Source organism: Pandoraea pulmonicola, from assembly GCF_000815105.2.
GTDB lineage: Bacteria > Pseudomonadota > Gammaproteobacteria > Burkholderiales > Burkholderiaceae > Pandoraea > Pandoraea pulmonicola.
Window position 1 is genome coordinate 3482273 of the sequence record NZ_CP010310.2, and the last position, 24883, is coordinate 3507155.

At 62.6% G+C, this 24883-nt stretch carries 25 protein-coding genes and 1 pseudogene; 15 read left to right on the top strand and 11 right to left on the bottom strand.

The features are described from left to right. The first annotated feature begins 18 nt into the window (after nucleotides 1–18). The 7 genes and pseudogenes from RO07_RS14915 to RO07_RS14950 all read left to right on the top strand — a co-directional run bounded on the left by RO07_RS14915 (nucleotide 19) and on the right by RO07_RS14950 (nucleotide 7258). Nucleotides 19–660, top strand: a complete 642-nt coding sequence (locus RO07_RS14915; RefSeq protein WP_039411825.1) for a LexA family protein — start codon at nucleotides 19–21, stop codon at nucleotides 658–660. A 138-nt stretch (nucleotides 661–798) separates the two neighbouring features. Then, nucleotides 799–2274 carry a hypothetical protein gene (locus RO07_RS14920; protein ID WP_039411827.1) on the top strand — a complete coding sequence of 492 codons (1476 nt, stop codon included), beginning with the start codon at nucleotides 799–801 and terminating at the stop codon, nucleotides 2272–2274. 8 nt (nucleotides 2275–2282) lie between these two features. Then, complete coding sequence (locus RO07_RS14925; RefSeq protein ID WP_039411829.1) at nucleotides 2283–3212, top strand: glycosyltransferase family 2 protein; 930 nt, start codon at nucleotides 2283–2285, stop codon at nucleotides 3210–3212. Next, nucleotides 3166–3579, top strand: coding sequence for a GtrA family protein (locus RO07_RS26930; protein WP_072637059.1), 414 nt, complete (start codon nucleotides 3166–3168; stop codon nucleotides 3577–3579). Before RO07_RS14925 ends, RO07_RS26930 begins: the two co-directional genes overlap by 47 nt. A gap of 750 nt (nucleotides 3580–4329) precedes the next feature. Continuing rightward, complete coding sequence (locus RO07_RS14940) at nucleotides 4330–5445, top strand: hypothetical protein (RefSeq protein ID WP_039411834.1); 1116 nt, start codon at nucleotides 4330–4332, stop codon at nucleotides 5443–5445. Nucleotides 5446–5483: 38 nt separating this feature from the next. After that, a pseudogene (locus RO07_RS14945) lies at nucleotides 5484–5553 on the top strand. Between the two features lie 892 nt (nucleotides 5554–6445). Next, the gene (locus RO07_RS14950; protein ID WP_115089108.1) at nucleotides 6446–7258 is read left to right on the top strand and encodes a hypothetical protein; all 813 of its coding nucleotides are present in this window, start codon (nucleotides 6446–6448) and stop codon (nucleotides 7256–7258) included. 50 nt (nucleotides 7259–7308) lie between these two features. Here the strand turns inward: RO07_RS14950 and RO07_RS14955 are convergent, their stop codons facing one another. Further along, a complete protein-coding gene (locus RO07_RS14955; protein ID WP_039411841.1) occupies nucleotides 7309–7776 on the bottom strand; it encodes a GNAT family N-acetyltransferase in 468 nt (155 codons plus the stop codon). An 857-nt stretch (nucleotides 7777–8633) separates the two neighbouring features. Here RO07_RS14955 and RO07_RS14960 point away from each other — a divergent pair. Beyond that, nucleotides 8634–8879: a hypothetical protein gene (locus tag RO07_RS14960; protein ID WP_039411843.1), complete on the top strand. Its 246-nt coding sequence runs from the start codon at nucleotides 8634–8636 to the stop codon at nucleotides 8877–8879. Between the two features lie 141 nt (nucleotides 8880–9020). On the opposite strand, the gene RO07_RS14965 is transcribed toward RO07_RS14960, so the two are convergent. Then, the gene (locus tag RO07_RS14965; protein WP_039411846.1) at nucleotides 9021–9395 is read right to left on the bottom strand and encodes a hypothetical protein; all 375 of its coding nucleotides are present in this window, start codon (nucleotides 9393–9395) and stop codon (nucleotides 9021–9023) included. A gap of 206 nt (nucleotides 9396–9601) precedes the next feature. Between RO07_RS14965 and RO07_RS14970 the strand changes: the two genes are divergently transcribed. Then, nucleotides 9602–10690, top strand: coding sequence for a helix-turn-helix transcriptional regulator (locus RO07_RS14970; RefSeq protein WP_039411849.1), 1089 nt, complete (start codon nucleotides 9602–9604; stop codon nucleotides 10688–10690). Between the two features lie 134 nt (nucleotides 10691–10824). On the opposite strand, the gene RO07_RS14975 is transcribed toward RO07_RS14970, so the two are convergent. The 8 genes from RO07_RS14975 to RO07_RS15010 all read right to left on the bottom strand — a co-directional run bounded on the left by RO07_RS14975 (nucleotide 10825) and on the right by RO07_RS15010 (nucleotide 18821). Beyond that, nucleotides 10825–11574: a YoaK family protein gene (locus RO07_RS14975; RefSeq protein ID WP_039411851.1), complete on the bottom strand. Its 750-nt coding sequence runs from the start codon at nucleotides 11572–11574 to the stop codon at nucleotides 10825–10827. A 203-nt stretch (nucleotides 11575–11777) separates the two neighbouring features. Beyond that, nucleotides 11778–12824 carry an ABC transporter substrate-binding protein gene (locus tag RO07_RS14980; RefSeq protein ID WP_039411854.1) on the bottom strand — a complete coding sequence of 349 codons (1047 nt, stop codon included), beginning with the start codon at nucleotides 12822–12824 and terminating at the stop codon, nucleotides 11778–11780. Between the two features lie 79 nt (nucleotides 12825–12903). Continuing rightward, nucleotides 12904–14040, bottom strand: a complete 1137-nt coding sequence (locus RO07_RS14985; protein WP_039411856.1) for an NAD(P)/FAD-dependent oxidoreductase — start codon at nucleotides 14038–14040, stop codon at nucleotides 12904–12906. Then, nucleotides 14033–15520 carry an FAD/NAD(P)-dependent oxidoreductase gene (locus RO07_RS14990; RefSeq protein WP_039411858.1) on the bottom strand — a complete coding sequence of 496 codons (1488 nt, stop codon included), beginning with the start codon at nucleotides 15518–15520 and terminating at the stop codon, nucleotides 14033–14035. Before RO07_RS14990 ends, RO07_RS14985 begins: the two co-directional genes overlap by 8 nt. After that, nucleotides 15513–15929, bottom strand: coding sequence for a (2Fe-2S)-binding protein (locus RO07_RS14995; protein WP_052267346.1), 417 nt, complete (start codon nucleotides 15927–15929; stop codon nucleotides 15513–15515). Before RO07_RS14995 ends, RO07_RS14990 begins: the two co-directional genes overlap by 8 nt. A 23-nt stretch (nucleotides 15930–15952) precedes the next feature. Then, nucleotides 15953–16747 carry an ABC transporter permease gene (locus tag RO07_RS15000; protein ID WP_039411860.1) on the bottom strand — a complete coding sequence of 265 codons (795 nt, stop codon included), beginning with the start codon at nucleotides 16745–16747 and terminating at the stop codon, nucleotides 15953–15955. A 39-nt stretch (nucleotides 16748–16786) separates the two neighbouring features. Beyond that, complete coding sequence (locus RO07_RS15005; protein WP_039411862.1) at nucleotides 16787–17701, bottom strand: ABC transporter permease; 915 nt, start codon at nucleotides 17699–17701, stop codon at nucleotides 16787–16789. Continuing rightward, nucleotides 17694–18821: an ABC transporter ATP-binding protein gene (locus RO07_RS15010; protein WP_039411863.1), complete on the bottom strand. Its 1128-nt coding sequence runs from the start codon at nucleotides 18819–18821 to the stop codon at nucleotides 17694–17696. The genes RO07_RS15005 and RO07_RS15010 overlap by 8 nt, the downstream gene beginning before the upstream one ends. A gap of 295 nt (nucleotides 18822–19116) precedes the next feature. Between RO07_RS15010 and RO07_RS15015 the strand changes: the two genes are divergently transcribed. Both RO07_RS15015 and RO07_RS15020 read left to right on the top strand, forming a co-directional pair. After that, on the top strand, nucleotides 19117–20001 hold the full coding sequence (locus RO07_RS15015) for an IclR family transcriptional regulator (RefSeq protein WP_039411864.1): 885 nt from the start codon (nucleotides 19117–19119) through the stop codon (nucleotides 19999–20001). 144 nt (nucleotides 20002–20145) lie between these two features. Then, nucleotides 20146–20622 carry an OsmC family protein gene (locus RO07_RS15020; RefSeq protein ID WP_039411866.1) on the top strand — a complete coding sequence of 159 codons (477 nt, stop codon included), beginning with the start codon at nucleotides 20146–20148 and terminating at the stop codon, nucleotides 20620–20622. A 92-nt stretch (nucleotides 20623–20714) separates the two neighbouring features. Here the strand turns inward: RO07_RS15020 and RO07_RS15025 are convergent, their stop codons facing one another. Continuing rightward, nucleotides 20715–21353: a glutathione S-transferase family protein gene (locus RO07_RS15025; protein ID WP_039411868.1), complete on the bottom strand. Its 639-nt coding sequence runs from the start codon at nucleotides 21351–21353 to the stop codon at nucleotides 20715–20717. A gap of 344 nt (nucleotides 21354–21697) precedes the next feature. On the opposite strand from RO07_RS15025, the gene RO07_RS15030 reads away from it, so the two are divergent. The 4 genes from RO07_RS15030 to RO07_RS15050 all read left to right on the top strand — a co-directional run bounded on the left by RO07_RS15030 (nucleotide 21698) and on the right by RO07_RS15050 (nucleotide 24675). After that, entirely contained in the window at nucleotides 21698–22264 is a 567-nt protein-coding gene (locus RO07_RS15030) for a flavin reductase family protein (RefSeq protein ID WP_039415641.1), read from the top strand. Between the two features lie 338 nt (nucleotides 22265–22602). Then, a complete protein-coding gene (locus tag RO07_RS15040) occupies nucleotides 22603–23748 on the top strand; it encodes a GGDEF domain-containing protein (protein WP_237171264.1) in 1146 nt (381 codons plus the stop codon). 36 nt (nucleotides 23749–23784) lie between these two features. Beyond that, nucleotides 23785–24366, top strand: a complete 582-nt coding sequence (locus RO07_RS15045) for a TMEM175 family protein (RefSeq protein ID WP_039411873.1) — start codon at nucleotides 23785–23787, stop codon at nucleotides 24364–24366. A 90-nt stretch (nucleotides 24367–24456) separates the two neighbouring features. Further along, nucleotides 24457–24675, top strand: a complete 219-nt coding sequence (locus tag RO07_RS15050) for an RNA-binding S4 domain-containing protein (RefSeq protein ID WP_039411875.1) — start codon at nucleotides 24457–24459, stop codon at nucleotides 24673–24675. Nucleotides 24676–24883: the final 208 nt, after the last annotated feature.

The following is a 24883-nucleotide window of genomic DNA, read 5'->3' on the forward strand; positions in this document are numbered from 1 at the left end:
TTCTATACATTGCGCGATATGGACATCGCGCAATGGATTCGAGCAAGCCGCGAAGCTGCTCAACTGAAGCAGGAAGAGCTCGCAGAGCGACTCGGGAAGACACGCGGGAATATTTCAGCGTGGGAGAACGGCCGTCATGAGCCAAGCTATAGCCAGATTCTTGAGATAGCACGGCTCACGAAACACGCGGTGCCGATACCAGGGTTGGAGTCTGTACCGCACCGCAATGTGTCGGCCGCGACACTTTGCCAAAGGCGCGTGCCCCTGATCAGTAGTGTGCAAGCCGGTCGAATGACAGAGGCGCTCGAGCCATTTCCACCGGGCGGTGCTTTCGATTACCTTCTCACGGACATCGAACTATCAGATAATGCATTTGCGTTTGAAGTCGAGGGACGTTCGATGGAGCCGCAGTTTCGGGAAGGCGATCGCCTCATAGTTGACCCTGCTATAACGCCACGGCCAGGCGACTTTGTGATCGCAAAGAACGGGCATGAGGAAGCTACGTTCAAGAAATATCGGCCGCGCGGCATCAATGCCCTTGGGGCCGACGTATTCGAGTTGGTACCGTTGAATCCTGACTACCCGACGATCAACAGCGAGCACGAGAAGGTGGTCATCATAGGCGTCGTAGTTGAGCACCGACAGGTCTTACGCCGTTAGCTGGAACGGTCCCGCATGTCGTAATCGCTCGTTGTGCAATACGGCGAACGATAGGCATCTAATATCATCGATTCAATCTAGCCCTTCCGTTTTTTCGATGCTGCTCGCATATGCGAGTGCGCTACCCATGTATCCGATATGCGATCAACCAATACGAAACACAAGATTCTTGCTGCTTTTCTCGTCGCTCTCTTTATTGGACTGTTTGCATATAACTTCAATCACGGGGAGCGAATTCAGTTTCAGGACGGACTTGGGTGGGATGGCTCACTGTACGCCGGTTGGGCTCAAAGAGATTCGAAGGAAGTCATTTTGAGCAAGACTGTGCCAGCCTACTACATCGGACGGCTCCTTCCCTCCGTAATCGTTCACAACGTCAGTAATCTGCTGCGCTACGACATTAGCTATCCTGTGCGCGTCATTCAGGCATTTTACATCTATAACTTTGGCCTGCTGCTGATCGCCGGTTTCTTTACCTACCTGATCGGTCGTCATTTTGAGTGGCACCTGCCGACCTACTTTCTTGCCTGCACTGCGCTCTTTATAAACTATCCTGTCCTGAAAAACGCTTCATACAATCCGACCCTTGTCGACATTTCGGCTTACGTGATCAGCCTTGTAATTTTCTACTTCTACCTTCGGGATCGGGTTGTGCCTCTCTCCATTTCGATCATCGTCGGTGCATTTATTTGGCCGACGTTGCTTTACGGCACAGTACCGCTTCTCGCGTTCGGGAAGGCACCTTTCAAGAGTGATCGAGTCAAGCTCCACGCCAATATTCTTGCGCTGCTCATCCCCCTTCTCTGGATGTCGCTCGCCGGATATCTCTACTTTTTCGAAGGACTACGCCAGCAGAATGGCACCACGCCGATTCGCCTAGCGCTCTTCCCGGCCAGTGTAATTCTGCTGATGGGCTATATGTATTTCGTGGTGCGGCCTTTTACCGACGTCGGAGTATGGTTCTCGGCTCTACGAGGCGTGCGTTGGTATCGCGTGGGCTTAGCCGCGGTCCTTTTTGTGGCCATCAAATGGGTAATCGGCACCGTCGCGGCCCCAGGCGGCGATCCGCTCACGATCACATCCTATATCGGTCTCCTCACGCAAGCCTCAGTCGCAAATCCGCTGGTAAACGTGATCGCACACGCTCAGCATTACGGTCCATTCTATGTCCTCGCTATCATGCTATGGCCGCAAGTTAGCTCAATCGTGAAAGAGCAAGGTGCGGGCCTCGTCTTTTATATAGCGCTTTTCGCACTGCTGTCCGCTGGTGCTGAGTCGCGCCAGTTCATCAATGCATGGCCGATCGTCGCGGTCATCGTTTGCGAGGCGCTGCGCCGCCGCATGGGAACGTCTGAGGACTGGGCCTTCTACTACAGTGTCCTCGCTATAGCCCTTGTAGTTTCGCGCTTCTGGCTTGACATCAATGTCGGCCCCTGGACGGGCAAATTGCTCGAATTCCCGGATCAAATGCTTTTCATGTACACGGGCCCTTGGATGTCAAATCGCATGTATGAAGTATTCGTTGCCGTCACGCTTTTGATGACGGTTGCGCTGGCCGCACTGTTGCGCAATCTTCAGCCGGGTACTGCGGGCGATCGGTCGCCCCAACACTGAGATATGCCGTGAAAAAACTCTCAATTATTGTTCCCGTCTATTTCAATGAAGGATCATTGCCGGATCTCTTCACCAAACTGGACGGTGTCCGGAAGGAACTTGCTGAGCGCGACGTGGGACTGGAGTTGGTCTTCGTTGATGACGGGTCTGGTGACGGCTCGCTTGAGTTGCTCAAACAGTACAAGTCCAAGTCCGCACAGCCTGACGTCCGCGTAATCAAACTGAGCCGCAATTTCGGAGCTATCAGTGCTGTTAAAACAGGTGTGATGCATGTGACTGGGGACTGCTTCCTTTTCCTCGCAGCGGACCTGCAAGATCCGCCTTCGCTGATCCCAGAAATGGTTGATCACTGGATATCTGGGAAAAGGTATGTCATCTGCGCACGAACCGACCGAGACGATCCGTTGGCGTCGAAGTTCTTCGCCAAGATTTACTACCGGATGTTGAGGTCTTTCGTTATCGCATCCTACCCAGAAAAGGGATTCGATCTTGCACTGATGGACGCGATGTTTCTGCCGTACCTGAGAGACAGCGGAAAGCACGTCAATTTCCCGCTGTTCCCGTACTGGCTCGGCGTCGAACCTTATGTAATCCACTACAAGCGCATGGCACGCGAGCATGGTAAATCAAGATGGACTTTCGGCAAGAAGCTGAAGCTCATGATTGATTCGATTTTCTCGTTCTCGTTTGCGCCGGTCAGAATCATTTCGTTCACGGGCGTAACGGTTTCACTCTTCAGTTTTGCCTATGGAATACTCGTTGTTATTAGCGCGCTGTTGGGAAAGGTGGCAGTCCCGGGCTTCGCGACGATCGTTTGTCTAATTTCATTTCTGCTGGGCCTGATCATCGTTATGCTCGGTATTATCAGCGAGTACGTGTGGAGAATTTTTGATGAGGTCAACAAGCACCCGTACTCCGTGGTGGAAGAAGTTCTTTAGCCGCGAGTTCGCCCGCTTCCTCGCGGTGGGGGCAACGAACACCGGAGTCGGGTACGTGATCTATGCGCTATGCCTCACATTCACCGGCTACAGGTTGGCCTACACAATATCCTTCGCCCTGAGTGTGATCATCTCGTATTGGCTGAACTCGCACTTCGTCTTTAAGGTAAAGATGTCGGTTGCAGGACTGTTGAAGTTTCCGCTCGTATACGTGGTTCAGTATCTGGTCGGCATCGGCTTTATGTACATGCTCGTTGGGAAACTTCACGTCTCACCCTACCTTGCACCGATAGCAGTGATTGCGCTTACGATCCCAGTCACCTTTTTGATGTCTCGAATCCTTATCCGAGGAAGTCTTTCGGGTTGAGTGTTGCAACGAGGATGCCTTACCCGCCAAGCCCAAGAAGCCCGCCGCCGTGATCTGGTTTAGAAAACCTAACCAAGAAATCCCAGCGGATCACGCGCTGAAACACTAACATTCATTTGCGTCCAGGTTTTCTAAACCAGATCACCGCAAGGGGAAAAGCAACGATTTGCTGCCCGTTGAGGTGCGGCAGGCCAGCACCAGCGTCGGCGCCGTGCGCGTCGCACGGGAGCGGCACGCCGGTGCGTGGCCTACGAAGTGCTGTTCGATCCGGAGACAGGCGCGATGGAAGCGCCCAAGGTGCTGTTTCAGCACGGGCGAGTTCCTGCGCTTGATGAGTACGCCGCGGCGTAGAGGGGAGTGAAGTATGCCGCTCAATCCCCGACCGTCAGACCTGACCATCGCGCAGTTGCGCAATCTGCGGCTCACAAACCGGGATCCGGACATTCGGCGCGTGATCGAGGAAGTCGTCTGTCGTCGGGTGCGAGGCTGAACAGCGAGACGCGGTGCTTGTCGACCTCGAGAGGCTATATCGTCGAGTAGCCGATGGAATCCCACCCTCAGGCCCTCACACTATCCAATGGCTACCACGCTAGGGCGTTCCTGTCTGACCGCCTATTGATCGTTTTCTGAAAGCCATATGTTCAACAACAGGACATTATCGCCTCGTCGGATTAAGGTAATCGACCGGCATACGCGGACTCTCACTAATCACTCAGCACGAGAAGCGATTCGTTTTCGCTACCTGAACGTATGGACATTCATATCAGTGGAAGCTGGTTCTCTCGCATAATCAGCAAAGGTGATATTCATGCAAGCGTAGCCGCCCAGCGCGAGAAAGATGTGGTCAGTCTATGGGGAAAAATCGCCGACTGGTTTCTTGGCACAAAGAGGGAGGCTGCCAAGGTCGCTCTTTTCCGCCTCGCTCACGCGGACACGCTGGCAGAACAACTGGCCTCGTTTTCTGAACTTAAGCAGTATGTCGCGCCTGCACGCCAAGACTCGCTGACTTGGCAGATCTCCGACAATGATCCTCCCGTTTTCCGAATAGGGGATTTTGATATCCCGTGCCACGCTGCTACGGAAAACACCATGGCGAACCTCCCCCCCTTCGATCTCGATGACAGAGCCCGCCTGCTTTGTTCGATGCGCTACGATGGCCAGAATGTTGTCTCCGAGTTTCATCATTTCGCAGCGCAATCCTCAACGCTCACGGAAAGGACCCCTAAGGCGGTGCGCGCGGCCCAGGAAAGGTTTCTGAGCCTAACCCCCAACCTGCTCCGCGCCGTAAAGCTCATTGGCCTGGATCAAAATGATGTCCAAGGCGATTTCGCTCGTGACATGAGTCTGACAGTTGGACGCATGGTCTCTCAATTGACGGGAGACGAGAACATCAGTGTACGGGCGGCTCGGAATGCGGAGGACCTGTCGATCTTTGCTACTAACAGCAAGCATGTGCTGGACCCATCGATGTCCCGTAGTAAAGCCGCCGTTGATCAGGCGCTGCTCGAAAGCACACTGGCGTCCGTTCGGTTCGTGCGTGAATGCAACTTTTACACCAAAGACATGCTTCAAACGCTCACCGATCGGCTCAAAGCCGGCCAGCTGCGCGAGGCAAGCTCCGTCTACGCGGGGTTTGCCGAACGATATCCGGGCGATGCGCGCCGCGCCGCGAACATAGTGCCTACCAAGGTACTTCACCACTACTGGATGAGCCGCGACGACTACGACCATCCCGGCCAGCGCGTGATGACGTGGCTGATGCATAACCCCAAGTGGGAGGATGATGGGGTGAAGGCACTTCTCGGCGGCACGCTCGATACCTGGGCGGAGCAAGCGCTGACTGAAATTCGCAGAACCGCAGTGTGATTGCCAGCGTTTAGCGTTTGAACCCGCCGCGGCCTTCCTCGGGCGTGGCGGCATGCGCCAGCATGCATGGGGTGCAGGTAGTCGGAGGTTCAAATCCTCTCGCCCGACCAATTCGAAACCCGCACGGTTCAAAGCCGTGCGGGTTTTTCGTTGGTGCGTTTTTTAAGCAAAACAAGTGGGATATTCGAAACGGGGAACTTTTTAGTATTTTCATCGGTAGCGCGTAGGACTACTACGCAAATTTCAGCGCCGACGCCACCGTCATCGCTGCGGCAACATGAGCCACCTCATGCATGCCCCGGTGCAGGCACAAAAAATGCCGCTCCGTTGCGAAGCGGCATGAGGCCATTGCGCCAAGGGAGGTAACGCAGTGGACCAATGTCGCGCCACCCGGGGAAGGTGGTGAGATTCGCGACGATCCAACTGTACTACGTTTGACGGCATCACCCCATTTGCGCGCTCGCAAAAGAACGATTTATGCAAGTGCGGATGGCGCAGCCTCGGTGACAATGAAAATACACGCGGTGCCCCGCCACCAACACCGAGCACGCTACGAACGAAAGCGCTTGCGCGAGGAGAATCCATGTGTCCCATTTCCGGCGCTCGAGCCCCGTGCTCCCAACCTCCGGTAATGACCGCAGCGTCCGCACAGTCAATTACGTCAACTTCAACGTCCACGCCGCCAAACTCACTTGGCACCCACGTGCGCGAGGTGCGTCAGGCCGACGGGTGGCCCCTTCCGCCGCCAACCTTGAGCCAATTCCTGCCGCCTCTCAGAATCACGACAGTCTCTGGACTGGCCTCAGGGTTCCTGAACCATAGGGCCGCTTGTCACGAACCGCATACCCGCGTCGACGTGTTGGCCGGCAGGCCATCAGGTTCCGTCCGACAAACACACCCCCTCGAAGCACGCTCGGGGAAAACGCGGGCAACGGCCCAACGCGCTGACAGTTGGCGCCGCCCTGAATTGACGCCCTGTCCAATAAAAATCCGCGCCAAAGTGATCACCGACGAAACGCTGCTGGCCATTCAGGCAGCCGTCGAAGCAGCGCAGACTGCCGGCCAAGGACTTAACAAGGCAGCGCTTGCCGCAGCGCTCGGCGTGGCCCGCGAGACGTTGATAAAGTATGTCACCAACGATGAGCTTACCGTGGCCGCACGGAACCGATTGGCCGTGATAAACGGGGAATGTACCAGTAGCAAGGGGAAGATGAGCGACGACGCCCTTCTCGCGCTGGCCGCCGAGGTGAAAAACTGCCCGTTTAATGCGGCTGAATTTGCACGACGACACAACATTCCTCGGTCGACAGTACGCAATTATGTACGCTTGATCGACCGAGGCACCCGTAGGTCCGAACTGACGTCGTGGGCGCAGTCGAGGATGAAAGGGCTAAAGATGAGAACGCTGAGGCCCAACGCAAGACTGGAGAGTGACTACTGGCGAGCGCTGAAGTCGGCGGTGGGCAGTGGTCGCCCGCCCGATGCGGCCACGTTTGCCGACAACTATGCAATGCTCCCCGACCAGGTGCGGAGCGATATAAAAATACTGAGACTCCTGCAAGACCATGCGGCCCTCCAATCTACAGAGCCTGAGCGCATGGAGTCGACAGCCCCCGCACACCTTGGGTCTACGCTGAGATGCGTGGAGCCGCGAGACCTGCGGGCACTGCGCGACGAGCGGGCCTGCGGCGGCCCGTTTGAACGAATGGCGTGGGCGCAAAGGCTCGGCCTGAGTATCTATTCAGTATGCAAATATGTCACGCGGGAAGGCGAACTGACCGTGAAGGGACTGAACCTGCTTCATGCCGGATGAGGCACAACCACCGGCAGTGCGGCGACCGCCGGATCGCCGGCTAATGATGGCTAGCGAATCGGTAGACGCAAAATCGGGATGATCCGTCCTGGGATTACTGAAGATTCCTTCTGGTCGATCCTTTCCGCTCCCAGCCCTAGATAGAACCCCACGGCGTTCGGGTCAGCCTCGATCACAAAGCTCTCGATCCCTCTTTCTGCAGCTTCCTTGCGCACCTCGGCCCATAGTGCGCGAGCGACCCCCTGCCCCATATACCTTGGATCGATAAACAACCATCCCGGGGTAGGCAGTTCGGAATCCAACGCCATCCGGACCCAAAACCCAATGATTTCTTCTCCGACCTCGGCAACATAGCCAATGGCTCGTCGAATCGTCTCGGACGTTACAACCAGGTCGGCCTGCCACAAATCGAGCCATTTCTTGGGATACCCCCAATGGGCCTTGGATGCTCGCGCCAACCTCGTGAGCCGAGCCGCGTCTGAAGGGGGTGCACGGCGGATTGTGTACTGAGTTTGCATAGGTGATCCCCGTATGACGACACCTATTCCACGCCGCCCTCGTCGCACAAATCATAGGAAGCAGTCCCACATCGGCGCGGCAACGCCAAATCGCCTCGCCTCGCCCAGAATAGAAAGCGCCCGCAATTCTCGACTGTGCGGGTCTTTTCTTTCATTGCCCCTGAGCCCACGGTCTCGCCTTGCTGCATTGCGTGGCGATGCGGCTACCGGTGCAGAAGCGTTTCCAACTGCGTCGGCGTTCCCCCCGAAACGGGCATGGAACAAACCGAATATTGTGGGCGGGAACAGCGATCGTCCCGGCACGCTTCCGCATAAGCCACTCGCTTCGCGGACTTCGGACCTTCGACGACGAAAAGGCTCTTGTCGGTCCACTGTCCTGAATGCGTAGTGTCGACGCCCCATAGCGTGCAAAGCCCGCCACTATCGACGTCGCCGCAAGCCCAGGTTGCCACGATGGCAGTCTGGCCACCGCATATTGCCGTGTCGTCGTCAGGCCCGGCCTGAGCCGCTCCGGAAATGCACGCAATAGCAAAACAAGTCAATAGCCGGCGCATCGCTGCCACCTCTGAACTTTATTTTTAGCATCCCGATAGGTTTATTATTTTTTCGTCGACTATACATAACAACACCAAGCGATCGCAACCTAGCAACATGCACTATCGGCGCGGTCGCCTTCGTGGGGTCCATTTCTCGTTTTAATTGCTTAGTTACGCTAAACGCCATCCAGCCCACCCGCATCGCACGCGATGGCGCGATTTCACCGAGGAGCGACATTTCCCCCCAAAAAAATAACTGTGTTTTTATACAGTATTCATGTTACATTCCCGACCATCAACCTCAACGGGAGTGACACCACCATGAGCGACGTAAAATCCATCAAGTTCATCGTCGTGCCCTATCGCAAGAACAAGGACGGCCTTCTGCAACCCGGGGAACTGCGTCAGGCGAGCACGGAGTTCGGTGCGGTGCGTATCGCACAATCGATGGCATCCGGATTCGCCGGCATCGCCGCTTACGAAGTGCTCGTCGACGAAGAGTCGGGAACAATGGACGCACCGCGCATCCTCTTTCAGGAAGGCGCCATCCCGGCAATGGCCGAGTAGTCTGCGCTGCACGCGGCTGCGCCGCTCCAGCACCGCCGGCGGCGGTCACATCGCACACATAGCACACACCGCCACCCGCCGTCGGGCGGTCGCGGCCATGCCCAATGCCTTGGCGCCTGAGCACTCAGGCGACTCAGTGCCTCACTCCGGCCGCGACGGCCGCGCAATGCTGTCGAACGACCGGGTCTGGCGCGGATGCTGGAGATTGCGTGTGTCCAGCGCGCGAGCCGTGGCGGACCGCTCCTGTTCGTTCGAACCGGTGGTCCCGCTCGCGGCGTCCGACGCCGCCCATGCGCTCGCTGCGCGATTGATGCTCGCGCTCGCGCTTTGCGCATCCGTCACACCGGGCGCCGCGCCACCCACCGCCGACACCATCGGGCTCACCGCCGGCGATTGATTCGTCTGCCGGATGCTGCCCAGGTCTCCCGCGCCCAGGTACGACTGCGCATGGACATGACCGACCGCCAAGGCCCCGGCAAGACACAGGCAGGCTGCGGCGAATTGTCTGAAGTTCATGGTTACCCTCGTCTGCATATGGAATCGTGCGCCGAACCGTAAGCCCACAGATGCCGTCCGACATGCCGGCATTGTCTCAGCGCGAACGTGCATTGTCGCCTGCACAAATCACAGTTGACGCCCCCCTCCCAAAATCGACAGTCCGTTCTGCTACACTCCGCAGAAAATACGGGCGACAACCCGCGGGATCAGTACGGGGGAATCCCATGTCGGACGACATCAGCTTTCGACGGGCATCGGACGCGGTTCAGGCCGTGGGCGCCGGGCAGGCCGACTGGCTTGACGTGGTGCACACCGCACGCGAATTTCTCGGCGGCGACGCCGCCACCATGCTCTGCCACGACAAGCAGAACCGCACCGTGCGATTCGTCGAACAATCCGGTCACGAAGCCAGGCTGATCGAAGACTACGCACAGACCTACTACCAGTACGACGACTCGACACGCCGCTTCTGGCACGCCCCCGCCGGCAGTTGGTACGACTCCTCCATCGCGCTCAAGCACGAATCGCCGAACGATCGCGTGTTCTGGAACGAGTTCATGCGTCCGTACCAACTCGAACAGCTGGTCGGCGTGGTGATCTGCAACGACGATGACGTCCTGACCTCGCTGAGCGTGCAACGCATGCATATCGTAGAGCCGTCGTTCGCCCACGCCGCGCGCCTCGCCGAGTACGAACGCCAGCTCAACGCCGCATTCGCAGCCCGGCGCGCCGCCACACGCACAAGTATCGCGGCACTCGGCGAGATGCTCGATCCTGCCCGCGAGGCGTTCCTCGTCGTCTCGCCGGACGGCTGGATTCTCGAGTCCACGGCAGCACTGGACACGCTGCTCGGCGCCAGCGACAGCCAACTCGTGCGCCACCAGCGCCGGCTCACGCATCGGCAACCCAACTGGCAATCCCGCCTGCAATACGCCTTCGCACAAACAGGCTCGACCCGCGCCGCCGTGTCGCTCGTCGTACCGGATTCGTGGGGAAATGCCTTTCGGCTGACGATCCGCCCACTGGGCAACCACATGAACTGGGGCTTGCGTTCGGCGCTGGGCGTACGCATCGATCGGCGCAGCGTCTTCAACGTGCCAAGCGAGACGGCGCTGCGCCAGCACTTCGACCTCACACAGGCCGAAGCCCGCCTCTTTCACCATCTGGTCGCGGGGCTGACCATCGGCGAATGCAGCGAGGTGCTCAGTCTCGGCACGAGCACGCTGCGCACGCAACTCTCGGCCATCCTCCGCAAAACGGGATGCCACCGTCAGGGCGAACTGCTTCGGCTCGCCGCCATGCTCGCGCCATAGTCCGGCCATGGCCTCGCGGTGGCTTCCAACCCGTCGGCGGCAGCACCGGGACATGAGGACATGGTGCACGCTTCGACCGAAGAACCGAACGACTCGATGAGATGCCCCCAATGAGGACACCGATTGGGAGGCACCTAATGACGATGCCGCGCGAAATCGTCGAGCAACGGCACAATGGCAAGCGTGATGAGCATGATCGCCAGCGGAATCGTCACGACGAAACCGACATGCTTGAAACCCAGCGCACCGGCCAGCCCGCCCAGAAAGAACATGCCGAGCAACGCGCACAGCAAACGAAGCTTCTGCCGGTCGCCCATCACGGGCGGCACAGGATGAGCCAACCCGGACCGGTTCCAGTACCCCAGCTTACCGAGTTCGATGCCGATGTCGGTGACCAGTCCGGTCACATGTGTCGTTCGAATCTCGGCGCGCGAAATCTTGGTGATGATCGCGTTCTGCAGCCCCATCACGTAGCACAGCAACGCCACGGTCGCGGGCACGTAGAGCCATCGGTGCACTTCCAGATTGGCCCCTATGACGCCGAACATCAGCAGCAGCAACGCCTCGAGCATCAGCGGCACCGCGTACTCGCTGTGCGTGTGGTGGCGGCGCCCCCAGTGAATCAGCACGGAGGACGTTGCCGCTCCGAGCAGGAACGCCAGCAACGCGCTGACGCCGGCAAGCACCAGCACCAGTTGCCCGAGCGCCAGGTTGTCCGAGAGCGACGCCACGATGCCCGACATATGCGACGTGTATTGACCGACCGCCAGAAAGCCGCCCGCATTGGCGGCCCCTGCCACGAAGGCCAGCGAGCAGCCGAGACGCCGGTTCGCCGCGTCCGTGCGCGCCGGCTGAGTAAATCCGCGTAGATAGTTGATCGGCATGGCGCCTGCGTCCCCGAGCCTCGCATATGGCGATATTCTAATGCGCATCGACGCCACGCCATGCCCGGCCCGTCAGGATGCGCCGATGACGCGCGCCACGTCGACCAAAACGCCGGGGTTGCCCTTGGATGGATGAATGAACTGCCCCCGGCGTTTTCCCGGGCGCCCGGATATCCCGGACGCGCGCGAGCGAAGCGCGACGCTTATTGCTCGATCTGACGGTTCCAGCGCTGATCCCACTGCGCGCGGCGCTGATTGATGGCGTCCCAATCCACCGTCTTGATGTTCTTGACCAGTTCGTCGATCTTGCCCAGACGCTTTTGCATCGCCGGCGGCACAGTGGCGTGAGGGTTCGTCGGGATGTACGCACCGGCGGCGGCCGCGAGCGACTGGCCCTTGGCCGAGAGCAGGTATTGCGCGAGCTTCTGCGCCATCGCGTTGTCCGGACTGTTCTTCACCACGCACAGGTCGACGAGCAACTGCACCGCGCCTTCCTTCGGCGCGACGTATGCCACCGGAATGCCCTTGTCCTGCAAGTCGCTCACCGCCGTGGGCGTGAGCGGGAAGATGGCCGCCTCGCCGGTCTGGATCATTTCCGAGAGCTTGGCCGAGTTGGGGATGTACTCGACGACATTCGGGCCGACCGTCGTCGCCCACTTCGTGAAGCCCGGCTCGACGTTCGACTCGCTGCCGCCCCAGATGCGGTTCAGCGCGAGGAAACCGTGCAGACCGAACGTGCTGCTCGACGCGGACTGGAACACGACCTTGCCCTTGAACTTCGGATCGGCGAAGTCCGTCCACGACGTCGGCGCGGCCCAGCCCTTTTCCTTGAATATCTTCGTGTTGTAGCCGATACCGGTCATGCCGAGCTGCACGCCGGCGGCCATGTCGTCCTTCACCCGCGCGAACGGATACAGCTCCTTGAGCGCAGGCGAATCGTCGAGCTTCTGGCATACGCCCATGTTGATCGCGCGAGCCATCACGCCATCGTCGAGAAACACCACGTGCATCTGCGGGCTGTTGCGGTTGGCGAGCAACTTGGCCAGCACGTCCGAGGACGTGCCCGGCACCACCACGACCTTCACGTTGTTGGCCTTCTCGAACTCGGGGAAGACCTGGCTCGTGTAAGCCTTCTCCATGGGGCCGCCGTTCATGCCGATGTAGAGCGTCTTCGACTGCGACCAGGCCGCGCTGCTTGCGCCCACTGCCAGCGCCGCGGCGCACATGACAACCTTTCGGGATAGCTTCATCGTGGTTCTCCTTGCGTTTCCAGTGTGTGAGGAATGAGGTTTTGTGACGGACAGGGATCGTAGGGATGGCATCGGTAAATCAGGCGGGCGCCGCCACCATGGCAAACCGATCGATGGCAAACGCGTCGATCGGCGTCGACGTCTCGCCGTGGGTGACGAGATCGGCGAGCACTTCGCCCACACCCGGCGCAAGCAGAAAGCCTCCGCCCGAGAAGCCGAACGCGTGCGCGAGGCGCGGCGTGGTGCGGCTCATGCCGATGACCGGATTGCTGTCGGGCGTCTCGCCCTCCACGCCGCTCCAGGTGCGAATGAGCAGCGCGTTGCGTAGTGCGGGCAGCAAGGCGCAGGCCTCGCGCATGACGGCGCGCGTGGTGTCGGCCGAGGGCTGCGCGTATTCCCCGTTGCCGGTGCCGCGACCGCCGCCGATCACGCAATTGCCCCGTTCGACCTGCCGGGCGTAGACGCCGCCTCCGTACACGCCTAGGTTGTGGCCGATGAACTTCGGCAGCGGCTCGGTGACCCACATGTTCGGGTAGATGGCGTGCATCGGCACGCGCTCGCCGAACGCGCCTGCGATGTGATTCGCCCACGCGCCCGACGTATTGAGCAGCCAATCGGCGCTCACGTGCAGCGCATCGCCCTGAACGGGTTGCGCGCTCAACTGGAAACGCACGCCGTCGTACGCCATCGCGGTGATCGGCGTGCGTTCGTACACCTGCGCACCGAGCTGGCGCGCGGCACGCGCGAACGCGGGCGACACCAGACGCGGGTTGGCATGACCATCGCTCATGCACAGCGAGCCGCCGACGGCGCCCTCGCCTATCCAAGGAAAGCGCTGCCGGAATTCCCTGCCGCGCAGCACGGTCGTGGCCAGACCGTGACGGCCAGCCATTGCAGACCAGGCGTCCAGCGGCTCGAGATCGCTCTCGCGGCGCGCCAGGCGCAAGTGGCCCGAGCGCACGAACTCGCCGTCGATACCGATCAATTCGGGCAGGCGATCCCAGAGGCGCCGGGCGCGCATGGCCAGCGGCAATTGCTCCTCGGGACGGCCCTGACAGCGCACGCCGCCGTAATTCACGCCGCTCGCCTGCGCGCCGCAATAGCGGCGCTCGAACAGCGCCACGCGCAGGCCGCGCTCGGCGAGCGCGCGGGCGGCCGACGCGCCGACCAGCCCGCCGCCGGCAACGACCACGTCGTAATGCGGAACCTCACTCATCGCGAGCCTCCTCGGGAATGACCGCGACGTTTTCGTCGAACAGCATCGGGGCAATCGGAATCGGTTTGATCGGCGCTTGCGCGCGCAGGCGGCCCACTTGTGCCAGCGTCTGCCCACTTGCTTCGGCGAGCAGGTGGCACGCCGCCTCGCCGCACATGCGCCCCTGGCAACGTCCCATGCCCACGCGGGTGAGCGCCTTGAGACGATTGATTTCGGTCACGCCGTCGAAGCGCACGCACTCGCGCACGGCGCGCGCGTCGATCTCCTCGCAGCGGCACACGAGCATGTCGTCGGGCCAATGCACCGCGGGATCGTCCGGCAACGCGAACGCCTGCTCGATGCCCTCGCGAAAGCGTCGAATGCCGGCCAGCTTCCGGTCGATGAGCGCGGCGTCCGGCAGTTCGGGCAGCCCAGTCGCCGCGACGCCCAGATCCTCAAGCAGCGCGAGAGCGACGCGACGGCCGGCGAGTTCCGCGGCGTCGGCGCCGGCAATGCCGGCGCCATCGCCCGCCAGGTAGACGCCCGGCTGCGAACTGCGCCCTGCCGCATCACGCTCCGGCAGCCAGCAGCGGTTCAGATCGTCGAAGACGAATCGACAGCCGGCGAGATCGGCGAGTTGCGTCTCGGGACGCAGGCCGAAGCCCAGACCGACCGCATTGCACGCGAGCGTGTGCTCGCGGCCGGCACGCCGCCAGCGAAGGGCACGCACGCCGGCGGTGCCGTCGATGCCCTCGAGCGTCACGCCATGTTCGATACGCACACCATGCGCACGCAGCCAGCCGACGTAGTAAAGCCCCTTGGCGAACGTGGCGGGCTGGTTGAGCAAACGCGGCGTCGCCCTTGCCTGATTCGCAAACGGGCTGGTATCGAGCACGGCGACCACGTTCGCGCCGACCTTCGCATATTGATAGGCCACCAGATACAGCAACGGACCGGTGCCCGCGAATACCACGCTGTCGCCGATCGCGCAGCCCTGCGCCTTGAGCGCCACCTGCGCGCCGCCCAGCGTGTACACGCCGGGCAGCGTCCAGCCCGGCAACGGCAGCACGCGATCGGTCGCGCCGCTGGCGATGATCAGATGCGTGTACGGCACCGCGATCTCGCGCCCGCCGTGCATCGTATGAAGGCGTCGTTGCCCGCCGGGAGCTGCGGCGCCACCTGCGTCGTCGGTTGCGTTTGCGTCCGTGGTATCCGTTGCATCGCACGCCCACACGAGCGTATCGGGCCGATAGTCGAGCTTCGGCAGCAGCGCCGCCATCGTGGCGTGTATGGCGTCGGCCTTGCCCGCTTCAAAGCCGTACAACGTCTGCCTGCCGCGGGTGAAGCCAGCGTCGGCCGGTGGCTGACGATATATCTGTCCACCCCAGCGCGCGTTCTCGTCGAGCACGACAGGACGCAGGCCCGCCGCGACGAGTGTCTGCGCGGCACGCACGCCGGCGGGTCCCGCGCCGACGATCACGATCCCGGTGCGCTCACCCATGCGAGCCTCCCGGTGTCGCCACCGTCCGCGTCGGCGCGTCGGCGAACCCGGCGGCCTCCGCCCTGCGCGTCACGATTCGCATGCCGGGCTGCACGAGTGTCGAGCACGCGCGCAGGCGCGTGAGCTGCGCCTCGCCGCCCGGCATCGGGCCGGACTCGCAGCGCACCCAGCAGTCCTGACACGCGCCGATCAGACAGAAGCCCGCGCGCGGTGCACCGCTGAATTCGCTCACGCGCACATGGCGCTGATGCGTAAGGATGGCGGTAAGCAGGGTGTCGCCCGCAAGCGCCTCCACCGGCTCGCCATCGAGATAGAACGTGACAGGTGCGCGTGAGGTCTCCGCCAGGCGTGCGAGTTGCGGACGATCCTGTGCACGCGGGTCTTGCGGCGTTCGAGTCAGACGTGACATGAGCATCTTCTTTGTGCGTGCGTTCAATGCTGGCCGATAAGGATGCGATTCAGGCCGTAGACGCGATCGAGCAGCAGCATCGCCCCGAGCGTGATGGCGATGACCAGTGCCGAGACGGACGCCATCATCGGATCGATCGACTCGGTCGCGTACATGTACATGCGCACCGGCAGCGTGACCGTTTGCGGCGACGTGAGGAAGACCGACATCGTGAGCTCGTCGAAGCTGTTGATGAAGGCAAGCAACCAGCCGCCGGTGATGCCCGGCAGGATCATCGGCATGGTCACCCGCCGAAACGTCGTCCAGGCACCGGCGCCCAGCGAGGCGGCCGCGTGTTCGACGCTCCGATCGAGCCCGCTGATCGCGGCCAGCACGAGCCGCATGATGAACGGCGTGACCATGATCATGTGCGCGAAGATCAGTGCACCGAACGAGCCCGTCACGCCGAGCATGGCGAAAAAGCGCAGCAACGCGATGCCGAGCACGAGCCCGGGAATGACCAGCGGCGAGAGCAGCAGACCGTTGAGGAAGTCGCGCCCCGGAAAGCGCGAGCGGCCGATGGCGAGCGCCGCCGGCAAGGCAAGCGCCAGCGACAGCGTGGCCGACAGGAACGCGAGCTTCAGGCTGGTGAAGAACGACTCGATGAAATCCGGGAAGTCGAGAATCGCGCGGAACCAACGCAGCGACAGGCCGCGCGTCGGCAGCGAGAGCGTCTGCTCCGGCGTGAACGCGACCAGCACCACGATGATCATCGGGGCGAGGACGAAAAGGATGACGAGCGAGTGGAACGCGAGCGCCAGGGGGCTGTTTTTACGCATGATGGCGATTCGATGCTGTGCGGTGAGAGGGGGTCGGCCTCAGCCCATGCTGCGCGAATAACGGCGCTCGAGCAGGCGGTAATAGGTCAGCATCACGAGCAGGTTCGCGACGAGCAGCAGCACGGCGATGGTCGCGCCCAGCGGCCAGTTCAGCGAACTGAGGAACTGGTCGTACACGGCGGTGGCGGCGACCTTCAGGCGGCGTCCCCCCAGCAGGCTCGGAATCGCGAAGGCGCTCGCCGACAGACCGAACACCATCAGGCTGCCCGACAGAATGCCGGGCACGAGTTGCGGCAGCACGATGCGGCGCAGGGTCGTCGCCGGCGACGCCATGAGCGACAGCGCGGCGTTCTCGGTCTGCGGGTCGAGCCGCTGCAGCGACGTCCACACCGGGATCACCATGAACGGCAACATCACGTGCACGAGCGCAACGACGATGGCAAAGTTGGTGTACTCCATCTTGTACGGCCCCATGTCCACGAGCGCGAAGGCCTGATTGATCAGACCGCCGGAGCTCAGCAGCATGCTCCAGCCGAACGCGCGCACCACGATCGACACCAGCAGCGGCGAGAGAATCACCAGCAGGAACAGCGAGCGCCACGGGTCGCCCATCCGAGAGAGCACGTAGGCTTCCAACGTGCCCACGACGGCGCACACCGCCGTGACCGTGAGCGAGATGCCGAAGGTGCGCAGGAAGATCGTGTGGAAGTACGTGTCGAACAGCACTTCCCTATAGTTCCCGAACTGGAATGCCGCAATCGGGCCGCTCGCGGGATCGAACTGATAGAACGTGAGCGCGAGCGTCATCAGCAGCGGAATGAGCACCAGCGCCACGAAGAGCAGCATGGCCGGCGCGCTCATGATCCACATGGGCAGATAGGCGTGCCAGGGCGCCCGGGTGCCCGACGCCCCGCGCGCGCGCTTGATGGTGGCCGCTTGCAGTGTCTCAGCCATGGGCGCGCTCCCCGGCGTTCCCGGCATTCCCGGTGTTTGGCGAGATGAAGCGCACGGCTTCAGCCTGCCAGTCGAGTCCGACCGAGGCGCCCTCGCCCAGCGGTTCGCCGCCTTCGTTCTGGCAGCTCACGAGCACTTCGCCCAGCGCGCTGTCCACGCGATAGAGCCACTGGCTGCCGAGGAAGAAGCGGCTTGTCACGGTCGCCGGCAAACGCCCCGCCGACGGCTCGCACAACCGCACCTTCTCGGGACGCAGGCACAGCGTGATGGCGTCGCCCACGGCGGCGTTGCGCTCGTGCGCCGGGAGGTCGGCGAGCCGTGCACGCTGGGTGAGCCGAGTGAGTTGCGAGCCGAACTCGACGTGCAGATGATCGTCGTCGCGCGCCGCCACGCGGCCAGCCAGCATGTTGGCCTTGCCGATGAACTGCGAGACGAACGCCGTCTCGGGACGCTCGTAGGCACGGTACGGCGTGTCGACCTGCGTGATGCGTCCGGCCTCCATCACCACGACCCGGTCGCTGATCGAGAGCGCTTCGGACTGGTCGTGTGTGACCATGATCGTGGTCGTGCCGATCTTGCGCTGAATGGCGCGCAGCTCGAACTGCATCTCCTCACGCAGCTTGGCGTCGAGGTTGGACATCGGCTCGTCGAGCAGCAGCACCGGCGGCGCAATCACGACCGCGCGCGCGATCGCCACGCGCTGACGCTGCCCGCCCGACAGCTCGCGCGGGAAGCGATGACCGAGCTTGTCGAGACGCACGAGCGCGAGCGCCTCGCGAATGCGTGCCTGACGCTCGGACCTCTCCACGCCGCGCATCTCCAGACCGAAGCCGACGTTATCCGCCACGGTCATGTGCGGGAACAGGGCGTAACTCTGGAACACGATGCCCAGCCCGCGCTTGTTGGGACGCATGTGCGTGATGTCGCGTCCGTCGAGCGCAATGTGCCCGGTCGTGGTCTCGACGAAACCCGCGATCATCTGCAGGGTGGTCGTCTTGCCGCAGCCCGACGGGCCGAGCAGCGAGACGAACTCCCCCTTCTCCACCGAGAGATTGACGTTCGAGACGGCATGCAAGTCGCCAAACGTCTTGGAAACATCCGTCAAAGTCAGAAAAGACATGTCGCTACCTTCGGGCACCTACGCGCCACAGCTATGCAATTGCACTGAACAGTAGCCAGCCAAATTGCACGCCGCAAGATAACGATTCCATGAAATGATATAAATCTCATGAATATTCCGTTTGACGAAATATTTAAGGAACCAACGTCGACTTTCGTTTCGCAACAGCATCTTGGGATAATCCCTAATCACCATAAAATATCGTGTATTTTTGCAATTTCCGAGGTATCCCGGTAGTTTTCAATCCGTATCGGCTTAAGTTAGTATTTCGTTTGACGGAATATTTGAGAACACGATGAGCACCTCCGATTCAACCCACACGCCGAAGTCGTCACCGTCCTCGGCCGCACCGGAGTCCGCGGGCGCGGGCATCCTGCAGCGCACCTTTGCCGTCATTCGCGCGCTGGGCGCCGCCAAGCCCGAGGGCGAGCGCGTCACGCACATCGCCAAGGCCGTGGGGCTGAGTCAGGCCACCGTGCACCGCATTCTTCATGCGCTCATCGCGGAACAGGTCGTGGAGCAGGACGTGACATCCAAGCTCTACCGGCTGAGCGTCGACTTCTTCGCGATGGCCTCGCAGGCAGGCAATCCGAGCGGCATGCGCACGCTGTGCCGCCCGTCGTTGCTGCGCCTGTGCGCAAGCCTGGGCGACACGATCTTCCTGCTCGTGCGCAGCAGCTTCGACGCCGTCTGTCTGGACATGTGCGAGGGCCCCTTTCCGATCCGTTCGTTCACGGGCGACATCGGCGGGCGCGTGGCGCTCGGCGTCGGTCAGGGCAGTCTGGCCATTCTGGCGTTCCTGCCGGAAGCCGAGCGCGAGGAGATCATTCGTTTCAACGTGCCGCGTCTGCGCGGCTACGGCGTGCTCGACGAGGTCTATCTGCGCACGGAGATCGAGCGGGTACGCCAGTTAGGCTACGCGGGCAGCAATAGCGGAGTGCTCGATGGCATGGCCGGAGTGGCCGTGCCGATCTTCGACCGCACCGGCAACGCGGTGGGCGCCCTGAGCGTGGGCACGCTTGCGGCGCGGCTGACGCCGGATCGTCTACCGATGGTGGTGGAGTTGCTGCGCCGCCAGGCGGAACTGGTCGGACCCCAGACCAATCCGTTCGACGTCGCCATGCGCCGGCCGATGTACGGCGTCACCCGTGCGCTGACGACCGAACCGATCGCCGGGTAATCGAGGCGGAAAGACAGCCGGAAAAATGACAGCCGAAAATGGCCAGCCGTCCGCACGCGCGCCTGCGAGAATGTCGCGCGGGTCCGCCGACAAATCAACGCATCCCCCTTCACCACCCGCGGCCCCTTCTTGCGGAGACGATTCATGGCATCAGGCGAACACGAGTACCGGATCGACGTCGAATGGACCGGCAACGAGGGCAGCGGCACGTCGGGCTACCGGACATACGGACGCAATCACGAAATTCGCGCGTCCGGCAAACCGTCGATTCCCGGCTCGTCCGACCCGGCGTTTCGCGGCGACGCCTCGCGCTGGAATCCGGAAGACCTGCTGGTCGCCTCGGCGAGCGCCTGCCACAAGCTCTGGTATCTGCATCTGTGCTCGGATGCCGGCATCGTCGTGGAGCACTATCGCGACGAGGCCGTGGGCACGATGATCGACACGGCCACCGAAGGCCGCTTCACGAAGATCGTTCTGCATCCGCATGTGACCATTCGCGCCGGCGGCGACGTGGCGCTCGCCAGAACGCTGCATCACGCGGCTCACGAGAAGTGCTACGTCGCGAACTCGGTCAACTTCCCCATCGAATGCGAACCGGTCATCGATACGATCGAGGTCTGATCCGTCCCCTGCGGGGAAGCGCCGCGACGTCCTGATGCCGCGGTGCGCGCAGCGCGTGACAGTGCACGTCGCCCGGCGGCATGCGCCCGAACTCAGGCTGCCAGACGCTTGGCCAATTCCGCATCGCGCTGTTGCGCGCGCACGAACGAATCGCGCGCGCGGAAGCGCTCGACGTAGCCCTTCACGGCAGGCGTTTCCGGCACGAGCTTGAATTGCGTGAGGAAGTGCATCGCGTTGCCCCACAGCGCGTCGGCGGCGGTAAACGTGTCGCCCAGCCACCACAGCCCGGCATCTTGCGAGAGATGCCGCTCCAGCGTCCACATGACCGAATCGTAGTCGCCGTACGGCGAACGGGAACGCTCGGCGCCCGCGCGCCCGAGCGACTTGTCGACGACCGCGGGCTCGACACACGACCCGTAGTACACCATCCAGCGCAGATACGGCCCCCGCCTCGGATCGCCAGGCGCCGGGGCGAGCCCCTTCTCCGGATACAGCTCCGCCAGATACATGTAGACGGCAGCCTGCTCGGTGATCACGGCGTCGCCGTGGCGGATCGCGGGCACCTTGCCCATCGGGTTGATTTCCAGATACTCCGAGCCGCGCTGCTCGCCCGAGGCAAAGCGCAGCAGATGGAGATCGTGTTCGGCCTGCAGTTCGTCGAGCAGTACCAATACGCCGGACGAACGGGTGTTGGGCGCGTGGTAGAACGTGATGCGTCGATCGGTCGTCATAAGTTCTCTCCAGTCTCGAGGGGGCCCGGCGCCTGCTCCAGGTGCGGCTGCCATCGCATGACCGGAATGTTACTTCATGCGGGCGACGAGTCGTTTGCCCGAGCGGGTGCGGCGCGATCATGGGGACCGGACTGGGACGGGACCATGAAATACTTCGCGCACATCTGATCCGGCACGCGCTCCCCGCATCGTGCCGTTTGTACGGCCCGCAGCTCACCCTGCGGGCCGCCTTTTTCGGAGGACGCGAGCCACGCTATCATGGATCGCTCGCCATCGCGGTCGACCGTCGAACCGCCGCGCCGATGGCATCGCTCCAATCCCGCTACGTCCGCCGAGTGCCTGACATGACCGAACGCCTGCCTGTCGAACTTCCCAAAGCCTACCGGCTGCTCAACCACGGACCAACGGTGCTCGTGGGCAGCGCCCATGGCAGACGCCGCAACGTCATGGCCGCCGCCTGGTCGATGCCCCTCGATTTCTCGCCGCCGAAGGTTGCCGTCGTCATCGATCGCAACACGCTCACGCGCGAACTCGTCGAAGGGTCGGGCGAATTCTCGCTCAATGTTCCCGCACGCGCCATCGCGCGCGAAACGCTGGCCGTCGGCTCGGTCTCCGGACACGACACCGACAAGTTCGCGTCAGGCACCGGTGTACAGGCGTTCGAGGCCTCGCGCATCGGCGCCCCGCTCATCGGAGGTTGTCTCGCGTGGCTGGAATGCCGTGTGATTCCCGAGCCGCACAACCAGGATCGCTACGATCTGTTCCTCGGCGAAGTCGTGGCCGCGTGGGCCGATCCGCGCGCGTTTCGCGACGGACGCTGGCAATTCGAGCCTGGTGTGCCGCGCAGTCTCCACTACATCGCCGGCGGCAACTTCTTCGAGACCGGTGCCGCATTCGAAGTCAAATCATGAGTCGCGGCACGGGCACATCGCCCCCGTCTCGGACGACGCACACCTTGCCCTCCTTGCACACCAAGCGCGTCGACGATCGTACGCACGATGCCGCGCATGCCGCCCAGACCACTCACGCCGCGCGCGCCCTGTGGCGCATCAAATCGGACGCGCAACCGCATTTGCCAAGCGACGGCCGGCACGGCAGAATTGACGCCGTTGCCGATCGGGCGCCGGCCGTTGCGCCAACGCCGCCGGACCTGTCGGCCTCGTTGACCCCGTCGGTCCCGTCAGCCCCGTCAGCCCTATCCTCGACGCAGTCTGCGCCAGCCACCCCAACCGTGCCATTCGAGCCATTCGTGACCTCCGCACCCTCCGTGCAAATGCCGAGCGCACTTCCCGAGTCGCTGTCGTCGGCACTGCCATCGTCCCCCCACTGGACCTCGCTCCCCCGCCGCGACATGACCGCAGCCGCCGCTACATCGCACGACACCGTGTCCGCCCCCGACTCCCGCGGCGCCCCGCCCGACGATGAGGCGGCACGCCTCGCCGCGCTGCGCCGCTACGACATTCTCGACACGCCGCCCGAACCCGCCTTCGAGCGCATCGTGCGGCTCGCTTCGCATGTGCTCGGTGCGCCGATCTCGCTCGTTTCGCTGATCGACGAATCACGTCAGTGGTTCAAGGCGCGTCAGGGCCTCGACACCGTGCAGACACCGCGCTCGATGGCGTTCTGCGCCCACGCCATCCTCAGCGACGAAGTCCTCGTGGTCCCCGATGCCCGGGCCGACCGGCGCTTCGCCGACAACCCGATGGTCACCGGCGAGCCCAATATCCGCTTCTATGCCGGCGCGCCGCTGCGCACGCCCGAAGGACATCGGTTGGGCACGCTCTGCGTGATCGACCGCCGTCCGCGCACGCTCGACGACGAAAAGCGCGCGCTGCTCGCCGATCTGTCGGCAATCGCCGTCGACGCCCTCGAACTGCGCCGCGTGAACCGGATACTCGCCGACATGGCCATGCGCGACGGCCTCACCGGCGTGCTCAATCGCCGCGCGTTTCTCATGCAGGCCGACCGGCTGCTCGCCTCCTCGCGCGCATCGCAGCGGCGTCTGTCCGTGCTGATGCTCGACATCGACCACTTCAAGACCGTGAACGATACCTGGGGCCATGCCATCGGCGATCGTGTCCTCGTTGAGTTGACGCTGGTGCTGCGGGCCACGTTGCGCAAAGGCACGACCATCGGGCGTCTGGGCGGCGAGGAGTTCGCGGTGCTGCTGCCCGAGGCCGACGCCCATCGCGCCGTGCAAGCCGCGGAGCGCGTGCTCGCGGCCATCGGCAGCGCGAGCGTGCCCGGACCCAACGGGCCGGTACGCTTTACGGCGAGCATCGGCGTGGGAAGCCTCGCACCGGACGACGCCGACTTCAGCAGCGTGCTGCAACGCGCCGACCGCGCGCTGTATGCGGCCAAGCAGGCCGGCCGCAATCGCGTCGCCGCGCTGTAATATCCACAGCAATCAAGACCGCGACAAGTACCGACCATGGGCAAGAGCCGACTGGAAGCCTTCAGCGATGGCGTGATCGCCATCATCATCACGATCATGGTGCTGGAGATGAAAGCCCCGCACGGCAGCGAACTCGCCGATCTCCTGCCGGTGGCGCCGACCTTCCTCACGTACATCATGAGCTACGTCTACGTGGGGCTGTACTGGAACAACCATCACCATCTTTTTCACGTGGTGCAGCGGGTCTCGGGCGGCGTGCTCTGGGCGAACCTCCACCTGCTGTTCTGGCTCTCGCTGATTCCCTTCGTCACGCACTGGCTCGGTGAGAATCACTTCACCGCCTGGCCGACGGCGCTCTACGGCGTGGTGCTGTTCATGGCGGCCGTGGCGTACTACATCCTCACGCGCGCCCTGCTCGCCGTGCATGGCGAAAACGCCAACGCGAAACTCGCCGCCGCGCTCGGGCGCGACGTCAAGGGCAAGCTTTCCGTGGTGGTGTATGCGGCGGCGATCGGGCTGGCGTTCGTCGTGCCGGCGATTTCGCTCGCGCTGTACGCGCTCATGGCCGCGATCTGGCTGATTCCCGACCGCCGGATCGAGCACGTGCTCGAGCGCTGAGGCGCGCCGAAGCATCCGGCCGCCCGCCGGGCGCGCCCCGCGGACGGGCAGTCGACGCGCATCGGGTTTTTACGTAGTATCCGCTCCATCATGCAAAACGTCACATTCGAACTGAACGGCGAATTCATCGCCCTGAACGACCTGCTCAAGCTCTCCGGTCTCGTGGACTCCGGCGGTGCGGGCAAGGCCCTGGTGGCCAGCGGCGCGGTCAGCGTCGACGGCCAGACCGAGACCCGCAAGACCTGCAAGATCCGCGCGGGCCAGACCGTGACCGTCGATGACGTCCGGATTCGCGTAAAGGCCGTCTGAGCGGCCGGGCCGGCGCCTCAGCCCGGCCACCGCCCAGCGACGCCCACCCACGTCCTTCCCCGACTGCCCCCGGCACAGCGCCCTGCATATGGGGCCTCCCGGTTTGCCCCACGTGAGCCTGTCCTCGCAGGCCGCTATACTTGAAAGCGTTTTTGGCGTGCCAGCCCAAGTCACCCCCGACATTGTCCGCAGGTCGTCCGAGGAGGAC